The following is a 25,727-nucleotide window of genomic DNA, read 5'->3' on the forward strand; positions in this document are numbered from 1 at the left end:
ACGGAATTAAGAATCGATGAGTGATTATAAAGATACCCTGAACTTACCAGAAACAGGGTTCCCAATGCGCGGCAATCTGGCAAATCGTGAGCCAGAAATGCTGAAGCGTTGGTACAAAGAAGATCTTTACGGCGAAATCCGTAAGGCAAAGAAAGGTAAAAAATCTTTCGTACTGCATGATGGCCCTCCATACGCGAACGGCGATATTCACATTGGCCACGCGCTGAATAAGATTCTTAAAGACATTATTATCAAATCTAAGACCCTTTCTGGTTTTGATGCACCGTACATCCCTGGTTGGGACTGTCACGGTCTTCCAATCGAGCTAATGGTTGAGAAGAAGAAAGGTAAGCCTGGTCAGAAGATTTCGGCGGCTGAATTCCGCGAAGAGTGTCGAAAGTACGCTGCGGGTCAAGTTGAAGGTCAGAAAGAGAGCTTCAAACGTCTTGGCATCATGGGCGAGTGGGACAAACCTTATCGCACTATGGATTTTGGCACAGAAGCGAACATCATTCGTTCTCTTGGCAAAATCGCAGATAAAGGTCACCTTCTTAAAGGTTTCAAACCCGTTCACTGGTGTACTGATTGTGGTTCTGCTCTGGCTGAAGCTGAAGTTGAATACAAAGATAAAGTTTCTCCATCTATCGATGTGAAATTTACAGCAGCTGACGAAGCGGCGCTTCTAGAGAAATTTACTCTAGCTGAAGGTCATGCGGGTCAAGGCGAAATTTCTATCGTTATCTGGACAACAACACCATGGACTCTGCCTGCTAACCGCGCAGTATGTCTACGTGATGATCTTGAATACGTGCTTATCCAAGTTGAAGCGAATGGCGACCAGCCTGCTCAACGTATCGTTGTTGCTTCTGAACTAGCAAAAGACGTAATGGATCGTGCAGGTATCGAGCACTTCCACAACCTTGGTTTTGCTACAGGTGCTGATCTTGAGCTTTCTCAGTTCAACCACCCGTTCTACGACTTTACTGTTCCTGCAGTTCTTGGCGATCACGTAACAACAGATTCAGGTACTGGTGTGGTTCACACTGCGCCTGGTCACGGTCAAGAAGATTTCGTGGTTGGTAAAAAGTACAACCTAGAAATCGCTAACCCAGTTGGTTCTAACGGCGTTTACCTGCCAGATACAGAGCTATTTGCTGGTCAGCACGTATTCAAAGCGAACGACTCTGTTTTAGAAGTTCTAAAAGAGAAAGGTGCACTTCTGCATCACCACGCTTACGAGCACAGCTACCCACACTGTTGGAGACACAAAACTCCAATCATCTTCCGCGCAACACCACAATGGTTCATCTCTATGGATCAAGCTGGCCTACGTGCTAAAGCACTAGAGTCAATCAAGAGTGTTGAGTGGTTGCCTGAATGGGGTCAAAGCCGTATCGAAGGCATGGTTGAAGGTCGTCCTGAGTGGTGTATCTCTCGTCAACGTACTTGGGGTGTGCCAATTGCTTTGTTTGTTCATAAAGAAACAGCAGAACTTCACCCAGAAAGCCCAGCGCTTATTGAAAAAGTTGCGAAGCTAGTTGAAGAGAAAGGCATTCAAGCTTGGTGGGATGTAGACGCTGCTGAACTTATGGGCGCAGAAGACGCTGATAAGTACGAAAAAGTAATGGATACGCTAGACGTATGGTTCGACTCAGGTGTTACGCACTTCTCTGTTGTTGATTCTCGTGAAGAGTACAACTTCCCGAACGAAGAGCGCACTCACAGTGCTGATCTTTACCTTGAAGGTTCAGACCAACACCGTGGCTGGTTCCAGTCTTCTCTAATTTCATCTATCGCGATGAAAGACGAAGCACCGTACAAGCAAGTACTAACGCACGGTTTCGTAGTGGATGGTAACGGCCGTAAGATGTCTAAATCTATCGGTAACGTTGTTGCTCCTAAAGACGTAACCAACAAGCTAGGTGCAGATATCCTGCGTCTATGGGTTGCTTCTACAGACTACACGGGTGAAGTTGCGGTTTCTGATGAAATCCTGAAGCGTTCAGCGGATGCTTACCGTCGTATTCGTAACACGGCTCGTTTCTTCCTAGCGAACTTGAACGGTTTCAACCCTGAAACTGACCTAGTTCCTGCTGAAGAGATGGTTGCACTTGATCGCTGGGCTGTTGGCCGTGCTCAAGCTGCACAAGAAGAGATTGTTAAAGCATACGGCGAGTACAACACTCACGGTGTGACTCAACGTCTAATGCAGTTCTGTTCTATCGAAATGGGTTCTTTCTACCTAGACGTAATCAAAGACCGTCAGTACACAGCGAAGCAGGGCAGCCATGCTCAACGTAGCTGTCAAACGGCGCTTTACTACATCGTAGAAGCTCTAGTTCGTTGGATGGCACCTATCATGTCGTTCACTGCAGATGAAATTTGGAACGAAATGCCAAGCTCTTTACCAACTGGAGAGCAGCGCGACACGTTCGTATTCACAGGTGAGTGGTTCGAAGGTCTATTTGGTCTTGCAGAAGGCGAAGAGCTAAGCAACGAATTCTGGACTGAAATCCAGTCTGTTCGTGGCGCAGTGAACAAGCTTCTTGAAGATGCTCGTAAAGAGAAAACGATCGGTGGTGCACTGCAAGCTGAAGTTACTCTATACGCTGACGATGCACTGGCTGCTAAAATCAACAAGCTAGAAGATGAGCTACGTTTCGTACTTATCACCTCTGCAGCTGTTGTTAAGCCACTGAGCGAGAAGTCTGATGCAGCGCAAGCGACAGACGTTGCTGGTCTATTCGTTGAAGTTGCGGCTACTGAAGCTGAGAAGTGTGACCGTTGCTGGCACCACACTCCAGATGTAGGCACTATCGAAGGTCACGAGAAAGTTTGTGGTCGTTGTGTGTCGAACATCGACGGTGAAGGCGAAGTGCGTAAGTTCGCATAACGACTCAGAGAAAGACTGAACTTTTTGTAAAAATCATAGCCCCAGTATCAACTGGGGTTATTTTTAGTTATAGGAAATGTGTTTAACCAAGTTGGTAATCAAGGTCACGTAAGGTGACTAACAATGAATACCAACTTCGTAAATACTAGGAATAGAAATGAGTGAAGTTTCGTTAAAACAATCTGGTGTACGTTGGTTATGGCTGGCTCTATTGGTCTTCTTGGCTGATATCGGCATTAAACTCTTTGTCATGGACAATATGGGTTATGGTTGGGCAAACCGTATTGAGGTGCTGCCATTCTTTAACTTTTTGTACGTGCATAACTACGGTGCAGCGTTTAGCTTCTTGAGTGATCAAAGTGGTTGGCAGCGTTGGTTATTTACGGGTATCGCATTTGCGGTAACAGGTATGCTGACGTACTGGATGAGCAAACTACCAGCAACAGAGAAGTGGAATAACATTGCTTATGCGATCATCATTGGTGGTGCAGTAGGTAATGTGTTTGACCGAGTCGTACATGGCTTTGTTGTCGATTACTTAGACTTCTACTGGGGCACTTACCACTGGCCTGCATTTAACTTAGCGGATATGGGAATCTGTATCGGTGCTGCGATGATCATCTTAGATGGTTTCCGTAAGAAAGACGAAAGCAAATAGCTTGCTTCAAAGTCAGTCTATGACTCACAGAATAGAATAGCCCTAAGCGCTGTCGGTTGATTCCGACGGCGCTTTTTTTTATGCTTCAGTCAACAAGGAAGCAAAGCACAGCGCATCCTCAAATAATAAAGAAGTCTAAGGAAAGTAACGTGGCAGCAATTAAAAATGATTCAGCAGTAACTCTACATTTTACGATTAAAATGAAGGATGGTTCAGTTGCCGATAGTACGGAGAACATGGGCAAACCAGCGAAGTTCGTCATGGGTGATGGCAGCCTAAGTGAGAACTTTGAAGCGTGCTTACTTGGACTTGAAGCCGGCACTGAAAAGTCTATCGAACTGAAGGCGGAAGACGCGTTTGGTATGCCAAACCCAGATCATATTCACTATATGGATCGTGCTAAGTTTGTTGGCGACTCTGAAGTTGAAGTGGGCACTATCATGGCATTTTCAGGTCCTGACGGTATGGAAATTCCAGGTATTATTACTGAGATCGCAGGTGATTCAGTGACGGTTGATTTTAATCACCCACTCGCTGGTCAAGACGTTAGCTTTGACGTCAATATCTTAACGGTAGAATAACTCTCTTAACGTTAGAATAGCTGTCTTCACGCTAGAATAAGATAGCCTTACAGCTGTGATCTCACCCAGAGCTTCACTGTCTAGACGCTTCACTGTAGAATGCGAACCTCGCTGACGGCGAACTCTATAGAAGCAACCTTAGTACCGCGGTAAATGATGAGCAATGAAATGAAAATAATGTTAGCTAACCCTCGTGGCTTTTGTGCCGGTGTCGATCGTGCGATCAGCATCGTAGAGCGTGCACTCGAAATGTATCAGCCACCGATCTATGTTCGCCATGAAGTGGTACACAACCGCTTTGTTGTTGAGGGGCTCAAGCAGCGTGGTGCTATTTTTGTCGAAGAACTGAGTGAGGTGCCAGACGACAACATCGTGATCTTTTCGGCTCACGGTGTTTCTCAAGCGGTTCGTAAAGAAGCGAAAGAGCGTGAGTTAACGGTATTTGATGCGACGTGTCCTTTGGTGACTAAAGTTCATATGGAGGTTGCTCGTGCGAGCCGCAAACATATGGAAGTGGTACTGATTGGCCACGCAGGTCACCCTGAAGTGGAAGGCACTATGGGTCAGTACGCGAGCCAAACTGGTGGTATGTACTTGGTTGAAAGACCAGAGGACGTACAGAACCTCGTGGTGAATGATCCAAGTAACCTGCACTATGTTAGCCAAACTACGCTATCAGTAGATGAAACTGCAGATGTGATTGAAGAGCTACGTCGAGTGTTCCCTGAGATTCAAGGCCCACGTAAAGACGACATCTGTTACGCGACTCAAAACCGTCAAGACGCTGTGCGTGAGATGGCGAATGACGTTGATGTGGTGATAGTGGTTGGTTCTAAGAACTCATCGAATTCAACTCGTTTAAAAGAGCTAGCTGAGAAACTAGGCACACCAGGCTACCTAACTGACTGTCCTGAAGACATTCAAACCGAGTGGGTTGAAGGGAAAAAGAAAATCGGTGTAACAGCCGGTGCTTCTGCTCCTGAAGAGCTGGTAAACCAAATTCTAGATCGTATTCGTGAGCTAGGTGCGACTGACGTTGAAGAGATTCAAGGTCGTGAAGAGAACATGTTCTTTGAAGTACCAAAAGAGCTACAGATTAAGCAAGTCGACTAATCTCTATTGATTGGTGACAAGATCGATGCGTAACACTATCGATTTGCAAACACTATTGATTTGTAAACAGCAGGAAGCCAACGTTGATACGTTGGCTTTTTTGATCGTGCTTTGGAACAAGGCGTCTAATTCTAACGCGTTACTGGAGACCGAGTTGCTCTTTTAAAGTCTTTAAATAACGACGACTCACCGGGACTTCAAAGCCAGTCAGGGTAATGATCTCTGCTAATCCATTTTCTAGCAGTTTGATCTCTTGGATCGATTTTATGTTGATCAAATACTGTCGATGACAGCGGATCAAATCGGTCTTTTCTTCCAAGATCTTAAGCGTTAGTTGCGAGGTTGCTGTTTGTGATGAGCTACGAACATGCACGCCACTGATATCAGAATAGGCGCATTCAACCGTTTGGCTTGCCATGATCACAATGCGGTTATGACCAATACACGGAATCTGCTCTAAGTGGCAGGGAGCAATCGCAGAGATGTCTTGTGCTGGCGCTTTCTGATTCTGCTTGATGACCTTATTCAGACGGCAAACACTCTTGTTTAATCGACAAGGTTCGACGGGTTTGAGTAGGTAGTCAAAGGCATTGTCTTCAAAGGCTTGAATCGCATATTGATCGTAGGCGGTCACAAACACCACATAAGGCATGGTTTCCGGGTCAAGCATGCTCAGCAATTCAATCCCAGTAACCTGAGGCATTTGAATGTCCAAATACACCACGTCAGGCTTGAGAAGGTTGATTTGCTTTAGCCCTTCAATTGCATTACTCGCTTGGCCAATGACTTCCACTTCTCCGGTTTCGGTCAGCAGCTCAATCAGCTCTTCGCGAGCAAAAAGCTCATCATCGATAACTAGTGCCTTTAACATCCTACAATCTTCATCTTGGTTCTATCCCTGCTTGGTTCACGCTTATCTTTTAAATGTCTGCTTCTAAATGTTTCAACTCGGAGCGATCCGTCTCCGAAAATACCATTATTTGAGTATAGGTATGATAAAGCTCATTCGAGTAAATTGCTGTGGTTGAGATTCTATTTTTAGTGCTGAATCTTGTCCAAAGAAATTAGTGAGTCGTTTATCAACAATTTCCATCCCTAATCCTACATGATCTTGAGATGGCTTCTGATAATTACCTGCATTGTCTTCAACGGTTAACTTGAACCCACCCTCGAAAGCCTCGCTAGAGATCTTTACTTTACCGCCTTCCAACATATTAGATATCCCATGTTTGATGGCGTTTTCTACCAGCGGTTGCAGGGTAAAGCTCGGCAATTGAGATTCATATAACTGCGGGTCGATATCCCATTCCACTTCTAGTCGATCGGTAAAGCGTGCTTTCTCTATGGTCAGGTAAGCGTTGACGTGTGCCAGTTCGTCTTTGAGCTTCACGGTATTGATGTTCTGCTTTAGGTTGCTTCTAAAGAAGTGAGACAGGTGCTGAATCAACTCTCGAGCTTTATCTGGATCACGACGTGTTACTGCGCTGATGGTGTTAAGCGCATTGAACAAGAAGTGTGGATTCACTTGAGCGTGCAGCAGTTTGATTTCCGCTTGTGTCAGCAGCGTTTGCTGCTGCTGATAGTTGCTGAATAGGATCTGGCTCGACAATAGCTGAGCGATACCTTCACCCATCGACATATTGATAGTTGAGAATAGTTTCAGCTTTGGCTCATAGAGCTTGATGGTGCCGACCACTTCGTTACCCGCGCGCAATGGAATAATCAACGCAGAACCCAATTTACAATCCTGCGACAAGGAGCATTGGTATGGGTTCTCTTTGCCATCAAGGTAGATGATGTCGTTCTGTTCCATCGAAGTGAGCGTGCTTTGCGATGAAATCGGGGTGTTCGGAATATGGTGTTCATCACCAATACCAACGAACGCGAGGATTTTCTCTCGGTCGGTAATCGCTACCGCCCCTACGTTGGTCTCTTCATAAACGATACGTACGATTTTTTGTGCGTTATCGGAATTGAACCCACCATGCAAAATACCCACCGAACGTTCGGCAATGGTCAGTGCGCGGCGTGAGAAGGTAGCCGAGTACTTTTCGAAGATGGTTTTTCTGTCTTGGATGATGCTCATGAACAGTGCTGCACCGACCGAGTTAGCGATGATCATTGGCGCCGCAATATCGGAGACCAGAGCATAGGATTGTTCGTAGGGTTTGGCGACTGCGAGCAGAATCAACATTTGAATAATTTCTGCAAATAGGGTGACAGAGAACACTACCAGCGGATTAAACAGCTGACTGGCTTTGTTCTTTCTGACTAAGTACACATGCAGCAGGCCACCAATCAAGCCTTCTGCTGTCGTTGAGATAGCACAAGCTAAGTCCGTAAATCCACCCAATGAATAGCGATGAATCCCGCCAGTAAAGCCGACCGCAAAGCCAACGACAGGACCACCAAACAAACCGCCCATTACCGCGCCCATCGCTCGCGTGTTGGCGATGGCATCATTGATTTGCAGTCCGAAATAGGTGCCCATAATACAGAATAGGGAGAACAGAACGTAGCAGCTGATCTTATGGCCTAAGCGTGAAGAGATGCTCAACAAAGGGAGAATCAGTGGGGTTTTACTCAGCATGTAAGCAATCACTAAGTAGACGCAGGTTTGTTGCAGCAGAGAGAGAATGAGTTCCATATTTTCACCTATTGAGACGCTTGTTAAGTGTAAAGCTCATTGCTTGGTAACGGTAGCTTTGCTTGTGTTTTAGTAGCCTATATTCGCTTCCCAGAGTCGAAAGCACTAACGCCTACAAACAATAAAGCCCATCACAGTGGACGGGCTTTAGTCTTAGGTTCCACGAATCACTGAGTGATTACGGGAGCAAGCGAAGTTGTGTTTGGCTGTTCTTTTGTCTCTTTCTCTGAAGATTGGTCTCTTGTTCCCAAGAGCCTTAAAGAACTAGGCTGTTTTGGTAACGCCTTTTGCTTCTTTCTCTTCTTCATCAGCTAGGTCGATATCGCCTTTGCCTTTTGAAATTTTAATAACGTAAGCCGCAACACCTAGCGCACTCACCACACCAATGATGGTTGAGATTTGCATTGGTAGACCAAAGCCCAGTTGGCTGTTGTTCAGGATGAATGTGATACACACAGATGTCATGAACACAGCTGGAACCGTTGTTACCCAGTGCAGTTTATTGTGACGAAGTAGGTAAGCCGAAGCTGTCCATAGCATCATGACTGCTGTTGATTGGTTAGCAAAACCGAAGTAGCGCCAGATGATACCGAAATCTACTTGAGTCAGGATGCCACCGATAACGAACAGTGGTAACGCCATTAGTAGTCGGTTACGCAGTGTTTTCTGTTCCATGTTGAAGTATTCAGCAAGGATAAGACGGCTTGAACGGAACGCTGTGTCACCAGAAGTGATAGGTAGGATAACCACGCCAAGGAAAGCAAGGATACCGCCAAATACACCCAGTAGGCCAAATGAAGCGCTGTATACCACGTTACCAGGGCCGCCGTTTGCAATCGCGTCAGATAGAGATTCAACTGAACCGAAGAATGACAGAGCAAGCGCACACCAGATTAGAGCGATGATGCCTTCACCAATCATTGCACCGTAGAATACGAAGCGGCCGTTTTTCTCGTTTTCCATGCAACGCGCCATTAGTGGAGACTGAGTTGCGTGGAAGCCAGAGATAGCACCACAAGCGATGGTGATAAATAGAGCAGGCCAAAGCGGTAGATCGTTAGGGTTCATGTTAGTGAACATGTCTTTCATCTCGAAGCCACCCATGATTTGGTGCTCGTCAGATAGACCAATCGCAGTGATTAGGCCAACAGACATAAAGATAAGCAGTGCACCGAACAGTGGGTAGAAGCGACCAATGATTTTATCGACAGGGACAATCGTTGCGATGATGTAGTAAGCAAAGATGATGACAACCATGGTGCTCGTAGACATTACGAAATCAGTTTGGTCGTTCACTAGGTTAGTGATCATACCTGCTGGAGCAGAAACGAATACCACACCAACAAGAAGCAGTAGAACAATGGCAAAGATGTTCATAAAGTGTTTTGCGCCATTGCCTAGGTAGCGTCCAGTGATAGTTGGAACCGAAGCACCACCATTGCGGATAGATAACATACCTGAGAAGTAGTCGTGTACGGCACCTGCGAAGATACAACCTAGCACGATCCAAAGCATTGCTGCTGGGCCGTAAAGGGCACCCATGATAGGGCCGAAGATTGGACCTACACCTGCAATGTTAAGCAGTTGAACTAGGTAAACCTTTGGCGTCGACATTGGAACGAAGTCCACGCCGTCTTGCTTAGTGTGAGCAGGTGTTTGGCGTTTTTCATTGATACCGAAAATCTTCTCGATAAAGGTACCGTAAATAAAGTAGCCACCAATGAGTGCTGCGACACAGGTAAGAAACCACATCATAATTTGTTATCCCTGAATGTATTAATTAAGTCAGGGTGTATATTAAAGGAGTCGATGAGAAGAAACTTCCGCTACGAGAGTGAGTGGTCGAATAGCCAATTTAGCGGTGTTATAACTGATTTAGTGGTTTGTTCACTGTGCTGAGTGGCCGATATTTCTATCGAGAGGCCTATTAGCTCTATAGAGAGGTTGTTTGAGTTGGCTTAACGGCGACTATTGATTCTGAGTGGTCGGAATGAACCTAAAGTGGCGAACATTAGACAATAAGTGGACATCGATAGGCGTTCAGCGGAGAATCACCACAAAGGCAGCGCTTCGTCAGAAAGTGGTGAAGTAACAATATAAAGGATTGAAATGAAAAAAATAATCGTACTATTCGCCGTGGCATTTAGCCTTGCAGGATGCAGCGCCAATGTTCAAGATTTAGCAGCTGAAGGCAATTGGCAAGAGATTGGCTATCGTGATGGTATCAAAGGCCACACTCAGCGTTCGTATTCAGAGATGACTGAGCTTGGCGCAGTCGATCAAGCGAGTTACACAGAAGGTTATCACCTAGGTGTGACTGAATATTGTAATCCGAACCATGCTTATCAGATTGGTTTATCTGGTCAGGTGTATGAAGGTGTGTGTTCTGGTACGGAAGACGCTCAACGTTTCCGTATGGAATGGCAACGCGGCTGGGACGAGTTCTCAAACGACTATTAAGCCCAAGCTAGCCATAAAAAATTAAAACTAAAAAAAGACCAGTACCGCGTGTGTGCTGGTCTTTTTGTATGTCGTTGAAGTAGCTGTCTAAATGAGAAGCTACAAGCCAAATTAAGATTACTGATTATTCTCGACGGCTTTTCTCAAGAAGCCATTTTGCTTATCAAGCTGAGCCTTGGCTAACTCTAAATCTAGCCCTGTTAGAATCATCAAAATAGATAACTTCACATCGTAATCAGTCGCTTTAAGTGTCGACACCGCCAGTGCTTTATCGCACTCCGTTGCTTGGATAACGATACGAGCGGCGCGGGCAACCAACTTTTCATTGGTCGCTTTTACGTCGACCATAAGGTTTTGGTAGCTCTTACCAATGCGAATCATGCTGGCAGTGGTCAGCATATTAAGCACCAGCTTTTGTGCTGTACCTGATTTGAGTCGTGTTGAACCAGTCAATGCTTCTGGGCCAACCACCGGGCTAATTGCGATTTGAGCGATTTCAGCAATTGGAGAGTCAGGGTTACAAGATAATGCAACCGTTACTGCGCCAAGCTGATTGGCATAGTTGAGTGCACCAATCACGTAAGGTGTGCGCCCGCTCGCAGCAATACCTACCACGACATCATTTTCTGAAAACTGAATCGCTTTCAGATCTTCAATGCCGAGAGTTAGCGAGTCTTCTGCACCTTCTTTGGCTTTTAAAATCGCCTCTGGTCCGCCTGCAATTAAGCCGATAACCATTTTGTCCGAAACACCGAAAGTCGGTGGGCATTCTGAGGCGTCTAACACACCTAATCGACCACTGGTGCCTGCGCCCATATAAATCAGTCGACCACCGTTTTGAAAGGCATGAGCAATTTTATCGACCGCTTTCGCGATCTGTGGCAGTTCCGCTTCAATCGCCAGTGGGACTTGTTTGTCTTGTTGGTTAATCTTTTCAACCACTTCGAGAGAGGTGAGCAGATCAATATCCATAGTGTCAGGGTTTCTCCCCTCCGAAACGAGGTGCGAGAGCGCTGATATGAGAGCGTCGTTACTCATAATGATCCTTAAATGGTGATTCTAAAATTATGGTTCTAAAGTTGTTTAGTCAGCTCGATAGAGAACGCCTAGAGAGGCCGCTCTGCTTGCGCCAGTCACTTCTGGTAAATTGCTTGGCAGTTTATGAACATGACGCTGAGCAAGCCACGCAAAGGCCATTGCTTCCATGTAATCGGCATCCACGCCTTTACTGGTGGTTGAGTCAACCTCCCAACTTGGAAGCAATTCAGACAGTCTCTTCATCAACAATGGGTTTCTTGTACCACCACCACACACATACAGTGCAGGTTGGTTACCTAAGCGATAAGTCTCCACTTCATTGGCTATCGTCAATGCGGTGTATTCACAAAGCGTGCGCTGAACATCTTCTACTGCAAGATCTTTAAATTCTGCTAATTGTTGCTCTAGCCAAGGTAGGTTGAATAGTTCTCTACCAGTACTTTTCGGTGGCATTTGAGATAGATAAGACTCATTTAACAACTGTTCGAGTAAAGCTTGATTGAGTTGACCTTTAAGCGCAAATTGCGCATCACGGTCAAACTTCTCACCCGTGTGTTTATCAACCCAAGCGTCCATCAACATATTGCCCGGACCTGTATCATAACCAAGCGTTGGCTGATTAGGGCGCAGCACTGAAATATTCGAGATACCACCAATATTCAACACCACAACCGAGCTGTCTTGCGGCTGGAAAATCGTATGGTGGAAGGCGGGGACTAATGGCGCACCTTGTCCGCCTAATGCCATGTCTTTACGTCGAAAATCGGCAACCGTTTGAATCTGTGTTTTAGCGGCAATGATGTTGGCATCACCCAACTGCATGGTAAATGGCGAATCGCCTGTTGGCTGGTGGAACACTGTTTGACCATGATTACCTATCGCAGTTACAGAAGGTGCTGGTGTGCCTGACTTTTCGAGAAGTTGCAGAACCGCATCAGCAAACAGATGGCCAAGCTGGTGGTCGAGTTCGCCAATGGCAATCAAATCGGTTTTCTGACCAATACAGACTTCAAGTAGACGCGCTTTGAGATCATCAGGCATTGGGAACTCATCATGAGCAAGCAATATTATACGTGTATCTTCAATCGACACTAAGGCAGTATCAACACCGTCCATACTCGTCCCTGACATCACGCCAATGTATAACTCTGATTTCATTGTTCACTTCCTAAATTAAGCTGCCGGATCTTTTGGCTTGCGATGACTTCTGCGCCATCCAGAGCATTACCTTGAATATTTAAGGTACGAACTTGGAGTTCTTGGGAAAGCCTAGGGTGATAGAACTGCCCTAAACTGCCTAAGAAAATAATCGGTAATGAGTTATAGTCTGAGCATACTCGTGTGAGCTTCTCTATTTCTTCAATACCTTGTTTTAATATGGCACTTGCCGTTGAGCAGCGCTGCTCTATATCAACGATCTCTCGTGCAAATTGGGCGTAATCGGTCGCGTTAGCTTCGCCAATCCACCGTAGAATTTGGCTGCGTTCGTTGCCTGTTTTTCGCATTACAAGTTGATTCGTTAAAGAAGTGCGCTTGTTATCTAATTCAACGAGAGTTTGTTGAACAGCTCGAAAACCAAGCCAAGCGCCACCACCTTGGTCACCAATTGGGAAACCCCAACCACCAACTTGATGAGTCTTTTGTTGTGTGTCCAATTGAATCGCAACGGAACCTGTGCCAATCGCAATACAGTTAACACCTTGTCCTGAATTAGCACCAAATACTGACGCTTCTGCATCAGTTGTTACATACAGGTGCGGGCAATGGGTTAACGCCGATTGCAGTTTGGCTTTTAAATCTAAGTTTCCTACGCCCGCAACGCCAACCACAATATAGCACTGTTGTGATTTTATCTGATTCACACTCAACATTTCATCAATATAATGAGTAAGTTGAGTGATCGCAGATCCACCATATAAGGTCAATGATGTCGCAGGTAAAATACACTCTTCGATGACACTTAGTGTTGGTAATATTCGCTTCAGTCTAATGGCGGTTTTAGTGCCACCGCCATCGACTGCCAAAGTATGGGTAATCATTGGCTAAACAGTTTGTAGTTTATTAACTTCTTGAGTTTGCTTCTTACCTGCAAGGCACACAATTAATGATACAAACGTGCCCACACAGAGTTGATACGGGAAGGCTAATCGAATACCCACCCAATCCGCGTTAATCACGCCCATCACACTGTCCCACACATAAGCTTGCATCAGTAATGTTGTTAAGAAGCCTGCCACTAGAGCTAAAGCGACAGAAGTCTCGTTGCCGCGCTCAGTGAAAATGGCCGTGAAGTAGACACCCAATAACCCGGTATAAGCAAACACCATCACACTCAAAGCGAACGATAATAACGGCATGTCGGTGTATTGCTGCCAGTAGTAACACAAGATACCCATGCTACCTAAGGCCAGCGCAGCAGCGGCCATACCGAAGCGGCCTGCTTTTACATAATGGAAGTCATCTTGTTCTCCCTTACGAGCTTCTAACCAAGGCTTGTAAATGTCTTGTACCGCAACTGAAGACATCGAGTTTAAGCCAGAGTTTAGTGTCGATAGCGCTGCAGCAACAACACCAACTGTCACTAAGCCACGAAGACCAGCAGGCATTTCATTTAGCACGTAGTACATGAAGATCGTGACGTTTTCGCCATTGAAGTTTTGAACAACTTCTTTACCTTCAACACCCATCAGTTCTGGTCTTTGGTAGAAGACATACAAGAGTAGGCCAATTGACATAAATACAAGCACAACTGGGATAGAGAAGATGATTGAGTTAATCATCGCCTTTGAACCTTGCTTAGCATCTTTACAAGTCAAAACACGTTGAGTCATGTCCTGATCAAGGCCAAATGCACCAATGTTTAATAGCACGAATCCTGTGATACATGCCCAAAAGCTGAAGGTGCCAGCAGGGCTAAAGTCGAGGTTAAAATCTAATAAGGTCAGTTTCGAAGCTTGGCCTTCACCAGGGTTAGCCAGTACCTGAGCAATTTGGTTGAAATCAGCTGGAATTTGTCCCAATAAATAGATGATCACAGCAATGGCTGCACCGACATAAACCACAAGCTGAATTAGGTCGCTCCAGATAACGGAACGAATGCCACCCATGTAGGTATAAGCAAGGCCAACAGCAACGAGAATAACCACTGAAGTAACTACGCTGCTTGGGTCAATGTTGGTAAATAGAATCATGGAGACTGCGATAGCGGCCATGTATAGGCGAGCACCTGAAGCAAATACACGACCGACTAAGTACATTACACCCGCGCGCTGTTTTGTTTTCTCGCCAAAACGAACTTTCAGCAGTTCGTACACGGTAGAGACTTTGTTTTTGTAGAAGCGAGGTATCAGTACTAATGCGACAAAGACAGCACCAATAATTCCACCGATGTTGGTCGCTAGGTAAGTGAGATCGCCACGGTAGCTAGATTCTGGTCCGCCTAAGAACGTCGCTGCTGATTGCGAGGTCGCCAATACCGAGATGGCAACAACCCACATTGGCATCGAGTTACCGCCTAAGAAATAGTCTTTGGTGCTCGTGATTTTGGTTCGGCTGAAGTGCCAGCCTGTAAAAGCGATAACAGCGAAGTAAACCGCAAATACCGCCCAGTCCAGCAAAGTAAATAGTGAATTCATAGCAGCTCCGTAGCATGAATAGGGTAGAGGGTGTTTATTATTATTTTTTCAGAATGTCAGTTTGAATAATGAGTTTCAAAATCTATTCCTTGGTGGAATAGTGACCAATGGTTTTCTTTGATAATGATCCCAGAAGGTTGTGGCAGCTATTCCAAACAGCAGAATATGAAGGAATAATTATTCCAATGAAAATACAAAACTCGTTATGATAACGAGGTACGGTCAGAGGGAAGGGGAAGGACGCTTAATGAAAGGCATTGCGAAAGTTAAAGCATTATTACCAAAACTCTCTCCATCGGATTCGCTGGTGGCTCGTTACGTCTTGGATCACCCACAACAAGTTAAGCAACTCTCCTCTCCTGAGTTGGCTAAAGCGGTAGGTGTAAGCCAATCGACGATCGTAAAGTTTAGTCAGAAACTCGGCTACAAAGGGTTTTCTGAGATGAAGATGAAGCTCTATCAGAGTGATATGACTTATCAGCCTGTATCCCAGCGCGGGATCCATGGGACCATCACCAGAAAAGATCCGCCAGATACGGTGATGGACAAACTTCTTGCAAGTAAAACACAATCGCTTGAGCGTACCGTGTTATTAAATGAAGGCGAACAGTTAAGCAATGCTGCTGATTTGCTGCATCTTGCTAATAAAGTACAGATTTCTGGGGTGGGAGCATCGTCTCTGGTTGCGAAAGATTTCGCTTATAAGCTGATGAAAATAGGTCATGCTGTTAATGCAGAGCAGGATGCTCACATTCAGATTGCTAATGCTGCGTCTCTTTCTGAAAATGATGTGTTGGTTGCAATTTCCTATTCAGGAAACACCAGAGAAGTGGTGAAGGTTGCCCAGTTAGCTAGATCGAAAAAGGCCAAGGTGATTGTAGTAAGCCAGCTATCCCCTTCTGCTTTAGATAAATACGCTGATATCAAACTCATCTCGGCGGCAGACGAAAATCATATTCGAAGCTCATCTATCACCGCGCGTGATAGCCAACTTTTTATTACTGACTTGTTGTTCATTGCGTTAACTCAGCAGGAAGAGCAGGCCGACCAATTAATTGAACAAAGTAAATCTGCAGTAGCGGAATTTAAGCAATAGAAGGAAATTTTATGGGACCGTTGTGGGTTGATATTGCAGGCTACGAGCTGACAGCTGAAGACAGAGAAATTTTAGATCACCCAACTGTTGGTGGTCTCATCTTATTTGCTCGAAACTACCACGATAGCAAACAGTTATCGGCGTTAAACAAAGAAATTCGTAAGGTAGCGAAACGTCCTATTTTGATTGGTGTTGACCAAGAAGGTGGTCGAGTTCAGCGTTTTCGTGACGGCTTTTCAATTATTCCTGCTGCTCAGGAATTTGCGACTAAGAATAACGGTGAACATTTAGCAGAACAGGCTGGCTGGCTGATGGCGGCAGAATTGATTGCCCACGATATCGATCTGAGCTTTGCGCCAGTATTAGACAAAGGCCATGACTGTAAAGCGATTGGTAGCCGAGCGTTTGGCGAAGATATTGATACTATTGTTCGTCATAGCAGCGCTTTCATCAAAGGCATGAAGTCGGTTGGCATGGCGACGACAGGCAAGCACTTCCCTGGACACGGTGGCGTGATTGCTGACTCACACTTAGAGACGCCATATGACCCTAGAGACGACATCTTTGAAACAGACATGGCAATCTTCAAGGCGCAAATTGAAGCTGGAATATTGGATGCCATGATGCCAGCTCACGTGGTTTTCTCTCACTATGATGATCAACCTGCGAGCGGTTCACAGTATTGGCTGCAGAAAGTATTGAAGCAGCAGCTTGGGTTTAAAGGCTTGGTGTTCTCTGATGATTTAACGATGGAAGGAGCTGCCATTATGGGGGGGCCGGCAGACAGAGCGAAAGCGGCCTTAAGTGCGGGCTGTGACATGGTGCTGATGTGTAATAAACGAGATGCACAAATAGAGGCTCTGGACAACTTAACGATTCAAGAGGTGCCTTTAGCTAACTCATTGCTTAAAAAACACAGCTTCGATTTATCGACGCTTCACTCGGATAGTCGGTGGAAAGAGACCTCAGAGACGATTAAGCGAATGCTAGGCAGTGAGTGATAAATAAACACATAATAATTTTAGATAAGGCGATATGATAAATATCGCCTTTTTTGTATGTGTGATCCATGGTTTAAACCTATTTATCTCTTAGAGTGAGCTAAATTCAATGTGTAATATAAAATTTACAGTTAATGTTTTTTATTGTTTACACTTGCAATCGTTTTTTTAGATGTTATTGTGTTTTTAAAGATTGTTAGCCCAAATGGAAATGTTGGGTGTAAAAATAAATATACAGGTTGAGTTATGCAGAAAAGTGAATTAAGCAATGTCAATATCATCGACGAACAGGTACTGATTACTCCTGAGGAGTTAAAAGCAAAACTGCCTTTGAGTGATAATGCTCGTCGTTTCATTCAAGAGTCTCGTCAAACTATCGCAAACATCATTCATAAGAAAGATCATCGCATGCTTGTTGTATGTGGCCCATGTTCTATCCATGACATTGAAGCTGCGAAAGAGTACGCGAAACGCCTAAAAGCCTTATCTGAGCAACTTAGCGATCAACTGTATATTGTTATGCGTGTTTACTTTGAGAAACCTCGTACCACTGTCGGTTGGAAAGGTTTGATCAATGACCCACATCTAGACGGCACTTTCGATATTGAGCATGGTCTGCATGTTGGTCGTGAACTACTTGTTGAACTCGCTGAGATGGAAATCCCACTAGCGACTGAAGCATTAGACCCAATTAGCCCGCAATACCTAGCAGATACCTTCAGCTGGGCGGCTATTGGCGCTCGTACGACTGAATCTCAAACTCACCGTGAGATGGCAAGTGGTCTTTCAATGCCAATCGGTTTTAAAAACGGCACCGATGGCAACCTAGGCACTGCAATCAACGCAATGCAGGCGGCTTCTTCTAGCCACCGTTTCATGGGTATCAGCCGCGAAGGTCAGGTTGCACTACTAACAACGCAAGGTAACCCAAATGGTCACGTGATTTTACGTGGCGGTAAGCAGACGAACTACGATTCAGTATCGGTACACGAATGTGAGCAAGAGCTGGGTAAATCTGGTTTAGAGGCAGCGCTAATGGTCGACTGTAGCCACGCGAACTCTCGTAAAGATTTCCGTCGCCAACCTTTAGTTGCAGAAGATGTGATTCACCAAATTCGTGAAGGCAACAAGTCGATTATCGGCCTGATGATTGAAAGCCATATTAACGAAGGAAACCAATCTTCGGATATACCTCTCAATGAGATGAAATACGGCGTTTCTATTACCGACGCGTGTATCAATTGGGATTCAACTGAGGCACTATTAAAACATGCACATACGGAATTAGTCCCGTTCTTAGAGAACCGCTTGAAAGGTTAGTCAGAGTTTAAATTTAAGTGCCTCATCTAATGAGGCATTTTAAGATCTGTTGCTAGCGAACCTGCATGATTGTGGGCTTATAGATTGGCACGGGCTTATAGATTAGTAAGGAATAAAATGGCCGTTGAACTGAACGAATTACGCGACCAAATCGATGCTGTCGATAAACAAATGTTGGATTTACTGGCTCAACGCCTTGCTCTAGTAGAGAAAGTAGGCGAAGTAAAAAGTGAACATGGTTTACCTATTTATGTACCAGAGCGTGAAGCTGCGATGCTGGCATCTCGTCGTCAAGAAGCTGAGAAAATAGGGGTTCCACCACAGTTAATCGAAGATATTTTGCGTCGTACTATGCGTGAGTCTTATGCCAGCGAGAAAGATTCTGGCTTTAAGTGTCTTAACCCAGAGTTACGTTCAGTGGTTATCGTTGGTGGTAATGGTCAACTTGGTGGCTTGTTTGGTCGTATGTTCAAACTGTCTGGCTACGAAGTAAAAATCCTTGGCAGCCAAGATTGGGATAAGGCCGACGAAATCTTAGATAATGCTGGGCTTGTGGTTGTTACGGTTCCAATTCACCTAACGGAAGGTGTGATTGCGAAGCTAGGTAATCTACCAAGCGATTGTATTCTATGTGATTTGACGTCAATTAAATCTAAACCTCTACAAGCAATGATGAACATGCACCAAGGCCCAGTGGTTGGATTGCACCCAATGTTTGGTCCTGATGTTCCAAGCCTTGCTAAGCAGGTGATTGTTTACAGTGATGGTCGTGGTTCTGAGAGCTACCAATGGCTACTGAATCAATTTGGTATTTGGGGCGCGAGCCTTTGCCAGATGGATGCAGCTGAACACGATCACGGCATGACCTTGATTCAAGCACTTCGTCACTTCACCTCTTTTGCTTACGGCTTACACCTGAGTAAAGAGAACCCGAATATTGATCAGCTTCTGAAGCTAAGCTCACCAATCTACCGACTTGAGATTGCGATGGTTGGTCGTCTATTTGCTCAAGACCCGAACTTGTACGGTGATATCATTCTGTCTTCGGATGAGAATATAGAGATGATTCGACGCTTCCATAGCTGTTTCGGAGAAGCGTTAGAAATCCTAGATGGCAAAGATAAGGCTAAGTTTGTTGAGAGCTTCAACCAAGTGAGTGATTGGTTTGGTGACTACTCACAACAATTTTTACAAGAGAGCCAAAGCCTGTTAAAACAAGCACATGACTCGATTCATCGCGGTTAATAGTGTGGTTTGAAAAATAAAAAAGAGCGACCATTTGGTCGCTCTTTTTGTTTGTGTTGAATGCCGATATTGCATCTGGCCTATAGTAGGCGAAATGCATTTGGATCATCATGGGCCAAACGAACAAACCTAGTTAGTCACGATAGGCTCTTTGTTATTCTCGTTCGATACTCGGTTATCATCGCTGGATACGGTGTCGATAGTCGAGCTAATGTAAGGCACGTTAGTCAGGTTGATCTGCAAGCGAACCACATTATCAATCAGCTGAACTAGTGGGCCCCACTTAACCTTTTTCTCTTTCTCGAACACGTAGTTGAAGTTTTCCGGTGTCCAATCCATCAAGTATTGAGGGTTCAATGAACGACCAAGGAAGCGTACTTCATAATGTAAGTGTGGGCCGGTTGAGTTACCTGAGTTACCACAGCTCGCAATCACATCGCCTTTACTCACAAACTGACCGCTACGTACCTTGAACTTCTGTAGGTGTGCATAAGAACTCATGAAACCAAACGAGTGACGCATAGTAATAAAGTTGCCGAAGCCTTTTTTACTTGGGCGTACCGTTTCAATGACTCCATCTGCGGGCGCGACAATATCTTCACCACGCTTACACGTTAGATCGATACCAGTATGTACATGGCGTTTCCCTGAAATAGGGTTAGTGCGGCTACCATAAGAAGAAGATATACGTTGATAAGCCATCGGACTGTCGTTTGGAATCAAGCGGAACATTGTGGCTCTTACTGCTGAATCGACTGCAGCCGCATCAATGCGATCTTCTAAAGAAATATCATCGGTAAGCAGATCTTCATCAGCAAGACCCAGTACTGATTCCACATCGAATACACGCTTACCAAGTAGCTGAATCGTGCCTTCTTTCTCGGTCAGTGTTTGCGATAGCGAATGGTTGGTTTCTACTTGCTCAGCATAAAGAAATTCTGTTTGTTCTTTTTCAACAATCAGTGTTTCAATCAACTGTTGGGCATCACCCGCTTGCAGTGCGAGTTCTTGTTTACTCTCGAAGTGCATGTACGCCGCTCCGCCAATCAATAGCGGTACTGAAAAAATGGCAGTAGTGCAAATGAGCACGGCTTTACGGCCGAAGTAAAACGTCTGTTCCCCCTGACTGGAGGGAATAGTAATGGATAGTTTTTTAGACATGGTTCTGTATTAACTAAATGCTTCTAATAGAAAAAGGGTAATGGAGATGTCACTTACTACCTAAGTCGGTAAGGTGTTCAATCTCTCTATAAAGCAGTTCATCGTCGCCAACATTAAGCTCCACAAGTCGCTTAAGGTGGCTGATACTATCAATATCTAAATGCTCTATGCGTAAACGCATTGAGGTATTGATGGTAGAGACTATCGTTGCTTCTAACTGAATATTGATATCACTGTTTTCGAGCTTAAAGCTCACTTGAACAGGGACATCATGGCTAAGTTGTTTTGATTCATTGCATTGAATGAGTAAACCATGGAGTGATAAGTCTTGCACTGAGCCTGATATATTTACTTGTCCTTGTGAGATCTCAGTAGGGACTTGATAAATAACTCGTGAAAATTGACGTCTTTCAACCATAAGTAATCTCTCTATATCGATGCATTACACGTAAGCCAGATATATCAAAGGCCGCTATTATCGCGGCCTTTGTTCAAAATACAAGCTTATTTACTTAGCTATACGCTTGTACTTGATACGGTGCGGTTCTGCCGCTTGTGCGCCTAGAGTCTGCTTAAGCCACTCAGTGTACTCAGTATAGTTACCTTCGTAGAAGTTAACTTGACCTTCATCACGGTAGTCTAAGATATGGGTCGCAATACGGTCAAGGAACCAACGGTCATGCGAGATAACCATTGCACAGCCCGGGAATTCAAGCAGTGCTTCTTCAAGAGCACGTAGCGTTTCAACGTCAAGGTCGTTGGTAGGCTCATCGAGTAGCAGTACGTTACCGCCCGCTTTTAGCAGTTTCGCTAAGTGAACACGGTTACGCTCACCACCAGAAAGCTCACCGATGATCTTCTGTTGGTCGTTGCCTTTAAAGTTGAAACGAGAACAGTAAGCACGCGCAGGGATTTCGAAGTTGTTGATCTTAATGATATCAGCGCCTTCAGAGATCTCTTGGAATACTGTCTTAGTGTCGTCCATGCTGTCACGGAACTGATCAACAGAAGCAAGCTTAACAGTTTCACCTAGTACAACCGAACCTGAATCTGGCTGTTCTGCACCGCTTAGCATCTTGAATAGTGTTGATTTACCTGCACCGTTGGCACCAACGATACCGACGATAGCGCCCTTAGGCATGCTGAACGATAGGTCGTCGATAAGAACGCGATCACCAAACGATTTAGTCAGGTTGTTCACTTCAAGAACTTTATCACCTAGACGCTCACCTGGCGGGATGAACAGTTCGTTAGTTTCGTTACGCTTCTGGTATTGGCCAGTCGTCAGTTCTTCAAAACGAGCCATACGAGCTTTAGACTTAGCTTGACGGCCTTTAGGGTTTTGACGAACCCATTCAAGTTCTTTTTCGATTGTCTTTTGACGTGCGCTTTCGCCCGCTTTTTCTTGCTTAAGACGCTCGTCTTTTTGCTCTAGCCAAGACGTGTAGTTACCTTCCCATGGGATACCTTCACCACGGTCAAGTTCTAGAATCCAGCCAGCTGCGTTGTCTAGGAAGTAACGGTCGTGGGTAATCGCCACAACAGTACCACTGTAATCAACAAGGAAGTGCTCAAGCCATGCTACTGATTCTGCATCCAAGTGGTTGGTTGGTTCATCAAGAAGCAGCATGTCTGGCTTTTCAAGAAGTAGACGACAGATAGCAACACGACGACGCTCACCACCTGATAGGAATTCAATTTTCGCATCCCACTCTGGAAGACGAAGTGCATCAGCAGCACGCTCTAGAGCTGTCTCTAAGTTGTGACCGTCTTTTGCTTGAATCAGTGCTTCTAGTTCGCCTTGCTCTTTAGCAAGTGCATCGAAATCTGCATCTGGTTCTGCGTAAGCTGCGTAAACTGCATCGATACGCTTAAGTGCGTCAGCAACGTCAGAAACCGCTTCTTCTACGATTTCACGAACCGTTTTTGATTCGTCTAGTACAGGTTCTTGCGGTAGGTAACCTACTTTAAGACCTTGTTGTGCACGTGCTTCACCATCAATATCAGTATCAATACCAGCCATGATACGTAGTAGGGTAGATTTACCTGAACCATTTAGACCCAAAACACCGATTTTAGCGCCAGGAAAAAAGCTAAGAGAAATGTCTTTAAGAATTTGACGCTTAGGTGGAACAGTTTTGCTCACCCGAGACATGGTATATACGTATTCAGCCATTGCCGATCGATCCTAATTATTGTTCAAAATTGTCTGCTATTTTATACCAATATCCTCAAAGATGTTACTCCTAGGGCAGAAAAGCCACTCTTGAACTAATCCTTACCTATTATTGTCACATTGGTCATTAAAACTATATTTAATGGGCTTCTGAGGCGAAGTGTTAAATATTAATAATATTTACACTCAAATCCTTTACATTTGATGTGATGTCGGGCGTAAATAGACTTCACGTATTCATACACGCACTAAGGAAAGAGCGAATGTTTTTCCGCATTGGTAATACGAAAATTGCTGTGGCTGCATCGGCAATTTTGTCTTCGGTTTCACTGGCTCCGGTCGCTATGGCTAGCAATGCATCCGAGCTTGAAATGCAGCGTGACGTTTATGACAAAGCGCAAGAGGTTTTAGACAGCCGTGATCTAAAAGCTTACTCCGCGCTGCGTAACAAAATTCAAACATACCCTTTAACACCTTACACCGATTATCGGGCCTTTCTGATTGGCTTAGGTGATCGCACACCTGCTGAGGTCGATGCTTTCATTGAAGAGAACAAGGCATTGCCTTTCTCCAATCGAATGCGCGCACCTTATTTGGACTCATTGGCTTCTCAAAAACAGTGGAAGACGATCTTTGAGTTTCAAACCAAAGAGCCTGTCGGTGAAAAATACCAATGTATTTATTATCGAGCGCATTACGAGCAAGGTAACCAAGAGCTTGCCTTTAAAGGAGCTAAACAACTTTGGTTGAGTGGTAGTGGTGTTGATGACGCTTGTGACCCTTTATTTAAAAGCTGGGATCAAGCTGGGCTAAGAACTGATGAGCTGATTCTGGATAGAATGCTGCTAGCGTTCGAGGGCCGTAACGGTAAGTTAATGAGCTATCTGATTAAGCAATTGGATCATGATGAGTCAATTGCTCAAGCGAAGCAGATGAAGGCGTTGTACAACAAGCCTGAAAATGTACTCGCGTTTGCTAAAAAACATCCAGCGAATGAATTCTACCAAGCTCAAACCGAGTTTGCTTTCGAGAAGCTAGCAAGGAAATCATCAAGCAGTGCTCAAAAGGTGTTTGATGATGTCATCAAGGCTCAGAAGTTTTCGAAAGAGAAATCTCAAGAGCTCGCTGATTACCTAACGTTTCGTCTGATCAACACCGACTCTGAAGAGTTAATGGTGTGGCGCGACAAAATGCTCGCGAGTTCATCAAAGCAAGTTCTGCTGGAACGACGTGCTCGCTTAGCAATTCAACATGCCGATTGGACGGGTTTGAAAGAGTGGATAGCGCGCTTGGATGATAAACATCAGGCTTCGCTTCGTTGGCAATATTGGCAGGGCAGAGCTGAAATCGCGACGGGCGATACTGACAAAGGCAATAAGCGACTGTCAGATATCTTGGGTCAGCGTAATTTCTACAGTGTGGCTGCGGCTAAGCAGTTAGGTAAGCCAGTTCAATATCCAACATCGACACTTAAATACAATGCTGAAACAGTGAAGCCATTCGACACCTCTTTGGTGCGTATTGGTGAACTGATTGACCGAGACAAAATTGCGGCAGCGAAAAGTGAATGGCGCTGGTTACTGACCAATGCAGATAAAGAGCAAAAAGAGATGCTTGCCGCTTACGCTGCGACACAGCGTTGGAATCACTTTACCGTAACAGCGAGTATCTCTGCGAAGATGTGGGATAACATTGCGCTGCGCTTCCCTGTTGCTCATAAGTGGTGGTTTAACTTCTACGCTGAAAAGCACGATCTCGATCCAATCACTTTGATGTCTTTAGCAAGACAAGAGAGTGCGATGGATTCAGAAGCTCGCTCTCCAGTTGGCGCGCGTGGCATTATGCAAATTATGCCCAAGACGGCGCAATACACAGCGAACAAACATAAGATTAAGTATCAGGGCAGCGATGATCTTTATGATGTCGGCAAAAACATTGAGATTGGCAGTCACTACTTAGATGGTTTACTCGCTCAATATGATGACAACCGTATCTTTGCGTTTGCGGCTTATAATGCTGGACCTAGCCGTGTGAAACAGTGGCGTTCACGCAGCGATGAAAAGCTCGATGCCTTTGCATTTATCGAAATGATCCCATTCAAAGAGACACGTGGCTACGTTCAGAATATCTTGATGTTTGAGACCTACTATCGAGATATCTTGGGTGAGAAAGGGACGTTTTTAGCGCCCCATGAGGCAAAAACGAAATACTAAGCCTTCGGCATTTGGCCCGAAACTGAGTAAGAATAAAGGCAGTGAGTGCTAACCATTTCCACTTACTGCCTTTTTACATTGGATCGCATCAAGTGTTTCGGTATAAAGTGTTAAACGCTTTCAATCGTTAAGCGACTCTTTAAAGTCAGAATTTAAAAGTAAGTGTAGAGATATGGCATCACAACCTGAATATGATAATTGGCAACAACTGATGGACTTGGTAAAGACGGCTGTCGAAAAAGATCAGCACGAGCTGTTGTTGACTATGATGATGACACCAGACGAGCGAGATGCTCTGGTTGCTCGAATTAATATCTTCTGTGAGCTGATGAAAGGCGATATGTCTCAACGACAGGTGAGTCAAATGCTGGGCGTAGGCGTAGCGACGATAACCAGAGGCTCAAATGAGCTAAAGGCCAAATCTGAGCAAGAGAAAGTCGTGATCGCCGACCTATTGCTAAAGTAATAATGGAATTAAGCTATCACGCGA

The 25,727-nt window shown here is 45.0% G+C and carries 21 protein-coding genes; 11 read left to right on the forward strand and 10 right to left on the reverse strand.

Annotated features, from left to right (window positions below; translation table 11 throughout):
* Positions 1 to 16 precede the first annotated feature (16 nt).
* From ileS to ispH, 4 genes are all read left to right on the forward strand, one after another.
* Positions 17 to 2,893, forward strand: coding sequence for an isoleucine--tRNA ligase (gene ileS, locus AB4209_RS14595; RefSeq protein WP_017059344.1), 2,877 nt, complete (start codon positions 17 to 19; stop codon positions 2,891 to 2,893).
* Between the two features lie 157 nt (positions 2,894 to 3,050).
* Positions 3,051 to 3,551: a signal peptidase II gene (gene lspA, locus AB4209_RS14600; protein WP_004739521.1), complete on the forward strand. Its 501-nt coding sequence runs from the start codon at positions 3,051 to 3,053 to the stop codon at positions 3,549 to 3,551.
* A gap of 149 nt (positions 3,552 to 3,700) precedes the next feature.
* Positions 3,701 to 4,132 (forward strand): FKBP-type peptidyl-prolyl cis-trans isomerase, encoded by a 432-nt coding sequence (fkpB, locus tag AB4209_RS14605; RefSeq protein ID WP_017059345.1) that lies wholly within the window; start codon positions 3,701 to 3,703, stop codon positions 4,130 to 4,132.
* Between the two features lie 156 nt (positions 4,133 to 4,288).
* A complete protein-coding gene (ispH, locus tag AB4209_RS14610; protein ID WP_029235087.1) occupies positions 4,289 to 5,245 on the forward strand; it encodes a 4-hydroxy-3-methylbut-2-enyl diphosphate reductase in 957 nt (318 codons plus the stop codon).
* 139 nt (positions 5,246 to 5,384) lie between these two features.
* Here ispH and btsR read toward each other — a convergent pair whose 3' ends face one another.
* From btsR to AB4209_RS14625, 3 genes are all read right to left on the reverse strand, one after another.
* Positions 5,385 to 6,116, reverse strand: a complete 732-nt coding sequence (gene btsR / locus AB4209_RS14615) for a two-component system response regulator BtsR (protein ID WP_055319044.1) — start codon at positions 6,114 to 6,116, stop codon at positions 5,385 to 5,387.
* A gap of 105 nt (positions 6,117 to 6,221) precedes the next feature.
* Positions 6,222 to 7,892 (reverse strand): sensor histidine kinase, encoded by a 1,671-nt coding sequence (locus AB4209_RS14620; RefSeq protein ID WP_136979477.1) that lies wholly within the window; start codon positions 7,890 to 7,892, stop codon positions 6,222 to 6,224.
* A gap of 264 nt (positions 7,893 to 8,156) precedes the next feature.
* A complete protein-coding gene (locus AB4209_RS14625; RefSeq protein ID WP_372056304.1) occupies positions 8,157 to 9,647 on the reverse strand; it encodes a carbon starvation protein A in 1,491 nt (496 codons plus the stop codon).
* A gap of 354 nt (positions 9,648 to 10,001) precedes the next feature.
* On the opposite strand from AB4209_RS14625, the gene AB4209_RS14630 reads away from it, so the two are divergent.
* Complete coding sequence (locus tag AB4209_RS14630; protein ID WP_017059350.1) at positions 10,002 to 10,352, forward strand: DUF2799 domain-containing protein; 351 nt, start codon at positions 10,002 to 10,004, stop codon at positions 10,350 to 10,352.
* Between the two features lie 117 nt (positions 10,353 to 10,469).
* Here the strand turns inward: AB4209_RS14630 and murQ are convergent, their stop codons facing one another.
* Genes murQ through AB4209_RS14650 form a run of 4 tightly spaced genes read right to left on the reverse strand, consistent with a single transcriptional unit; the run spans position 10,470 to position 15,025 of the window.
* Positions 10,470 to 11,390 (reverse strand): N-acetylmuramic acid 6-phosphate etherase, encoded by a 921-nt coding sequence (murQ, locus tag AB4209_RS14635; RefSeq protein ID WP_050651903.1) that lies wholly within the window; start codon positions 11,388 to 11,390, stop codon positions 10,470 to 10,472.
* A gap of 45 nt (positions 11,391 to 11,435) precedes the next feature.
* Complete coding sequence (locus tag AB4209_RS14640) at positions 11,436 to 12,548, reverse strand: anhydro-N-acetylmuramic acid kinase (protein ID WP_372056306.1); 1,113 nt, start codon at positions 12,546 to 12,548, stop codon at positions 11,436 to 11,438.
* Positions 12,545 to 13,429, reverse strand: coding sequence for a BadF/BadG/BcrA/BcrD ATPase family protein (locus AB4209_RS14645; RefSeq protein ID WP_229647449.1), 885 nt, complete (start codon positions 13,427 to 13,429; stop codon positions 12,545 to 12,547). The genes AB4209_RS14640 and AB4209_RS14645 overlap by 4 nt, the downstream gene beginning before the upstream one ends.
* A 3-nt stretch (positions 13,430 to 13,432) precedes the next feature.
* Positions 13,433 to 15,025 carry a sodium:solute symporter gene (locus AB4209_RS14650; RefSeq protein WP_229647448.1) on the reverse strand — a complete coding sequence of 531 codons (1,593 nt, stop codon included), beginning with the start codon at positions 15,023 to 15,025 and terminating at the stop codon, positions 13,433 to 13,435.
* Positions 15,026 to 15,272: 247 nt separating this feature from the next.
* Here AB4209_RS14650 and AB4209_RS14655 point away from each other — a divergent pair, with 247 nt between their 5' ends.
* From AB4209_RS14655 to tyrA, 4 genes are all read left to right on the forward strand, one after another.
* Positions 15,273 to 16,121 (forward strand): MurR/RpiR family transcriptional regulator, encoded by an 849-nt coding sequence (locus AB4209_RS14655; RefSeq protein WP_229647447.1) that lies wholly within the window; start codon positions 15,273 to 15,275, stop codon positions 16,119 to 16,121.
* An 11-nt stretch (positions 16,122 to 16,132) separates the two neighbouring features.
* Positions 16,133 to 17,122, forward strand: coding sequence for a beta-N-acetylhexosaminidase (gene nagZ / locus AB4209_RS14660; RefSeq protein ID WP_372056309.1), 990 nt, complete (start codon positions 16,133 to 16,135; stop codon positions 17,120 to 17,122).
* A gap of 246 nt (positions 17,123 to 17,368) precedes the next feature.
* On the forward strand, positions 17,369 to 18,442 hold the full coding sequence (locus tag AB4209_RS14665) for a 3-deoxy-7-phosphoheptulonate synthase (protein WP_017059354.1): 1,074 nt from the start codon (positions 17,369 to 17,371) through the stop codon (positions 18,440 to 18,442).
* A 117-nt stretch (positions 18,443 to 18,559) separates the two neighbouring features.
* Positions 18,560 to 19,687, forward strand: coding sequence for a bifunctional chorismate mutase/prephenate dehydrogenase (gene tyrA / locus AB4209_RS14670; protein ID WP_017056144.1), 1,128 nt, complete (start codon positions 18,560 to 18,562; stop codon positions 19,685 to 19,687).
* 129 nt (positions 19,688 to 19,816) lie between these two features.
* Here the strand turns inward: tyrA and AB4209_RS14675 are convergent, their stop codons facing one another.
* The 3 genes from AB4209_RS14675 to ettA all read right to left on the reverse strand — a co-directional run bounded on the left by AB4209_RS14675 (position 19,817) and on the right by ettA (position 23,024).
* The gene (locus tag AB4209_RS14675; RefSeq protein ID WP_029235430.1) at positions 19,817 to 20,848 is read right to left on the reverse strand and encodes a M23 family metallopeptidase; all 1,032 of its coding nucleotides are present in this window, start codon (positions 20,846 to 20,848) and stop codon (positions 19,817 to 19,819) included.
* Positions 20,849 to 20,897: 49 nt separating this feature from the next.
* The gene (locus tag AB4209_RS14680; protein WP_017062857.1) at positions 20,898 to 21,266 is read right to left on the reverse strand and encodes a PilZ domain-containing protein; all 369 of its coding nucleotides are present in this window, start codon (positions 21,264 to 21,266) and stop codon (positions 20,898 to 20,900) included.
* A 90-nt stretch (positions 21,267 to 21,356) separates the two neighbouring features.
* Complete coding sequence (gene ettA / locus AB4209_RS14685; RefSeq protein ID WP_017071393.1) at positions 21,357 to 23,024, reverse strand: energy-dependent translational throttle protein EttA; 1,668 nt, start codon at positions 23,022 to 23,024, stop codon at positions 21,357 to 21,359.
* Between the two features lie 263 nt (positions 23,025 to 23,287).
* Here ettA and sltY point away from each other — a divergent pair, with 263 nt between their 5' ends.
* Together sltY and trpR are read left to right on the forward strand one after the other, a co-directional pair.
* Complete coding sequence (gene sltY / locus AB4209_RS14690; protein WP_372056311.1) at positions 23,288 to 25,237, forward strand: murein transglycosylase; 1,950 nt, start codon at positions 23,288 to 23,290, stop codon at positions 25,235 to 25,237.
* Between the two features lie 172 nt (positions 25,238 to 25,409).
* Positions 25,410 to 25,703, forward strand: coding sequence for a trp operon repressor (gene trpR, locus AB4209_RS14695; RefSeq protein ID WP_017059358.1), 294 nt, complete (start codon positions 25,410 to 25,412; stop codon positions 25,701 to 25,703).
* The last annotated feature ends 24 nt before the right edge of the window (positions 25,704 to 25,727 follow it).

Origin of the sequence: Vibrio sp. 10N.286.48.C11, assembly GCF_041469805.1 — a bacterium.
In the GTDB taxonomy this organism is placed as follows: domain Bacteria; phylum Pseudomonadota; class Gammaproteobacteria; order Enterobacterales; family Vibrionaceae; genus Vibrio; species Vibrio crassostreae_C.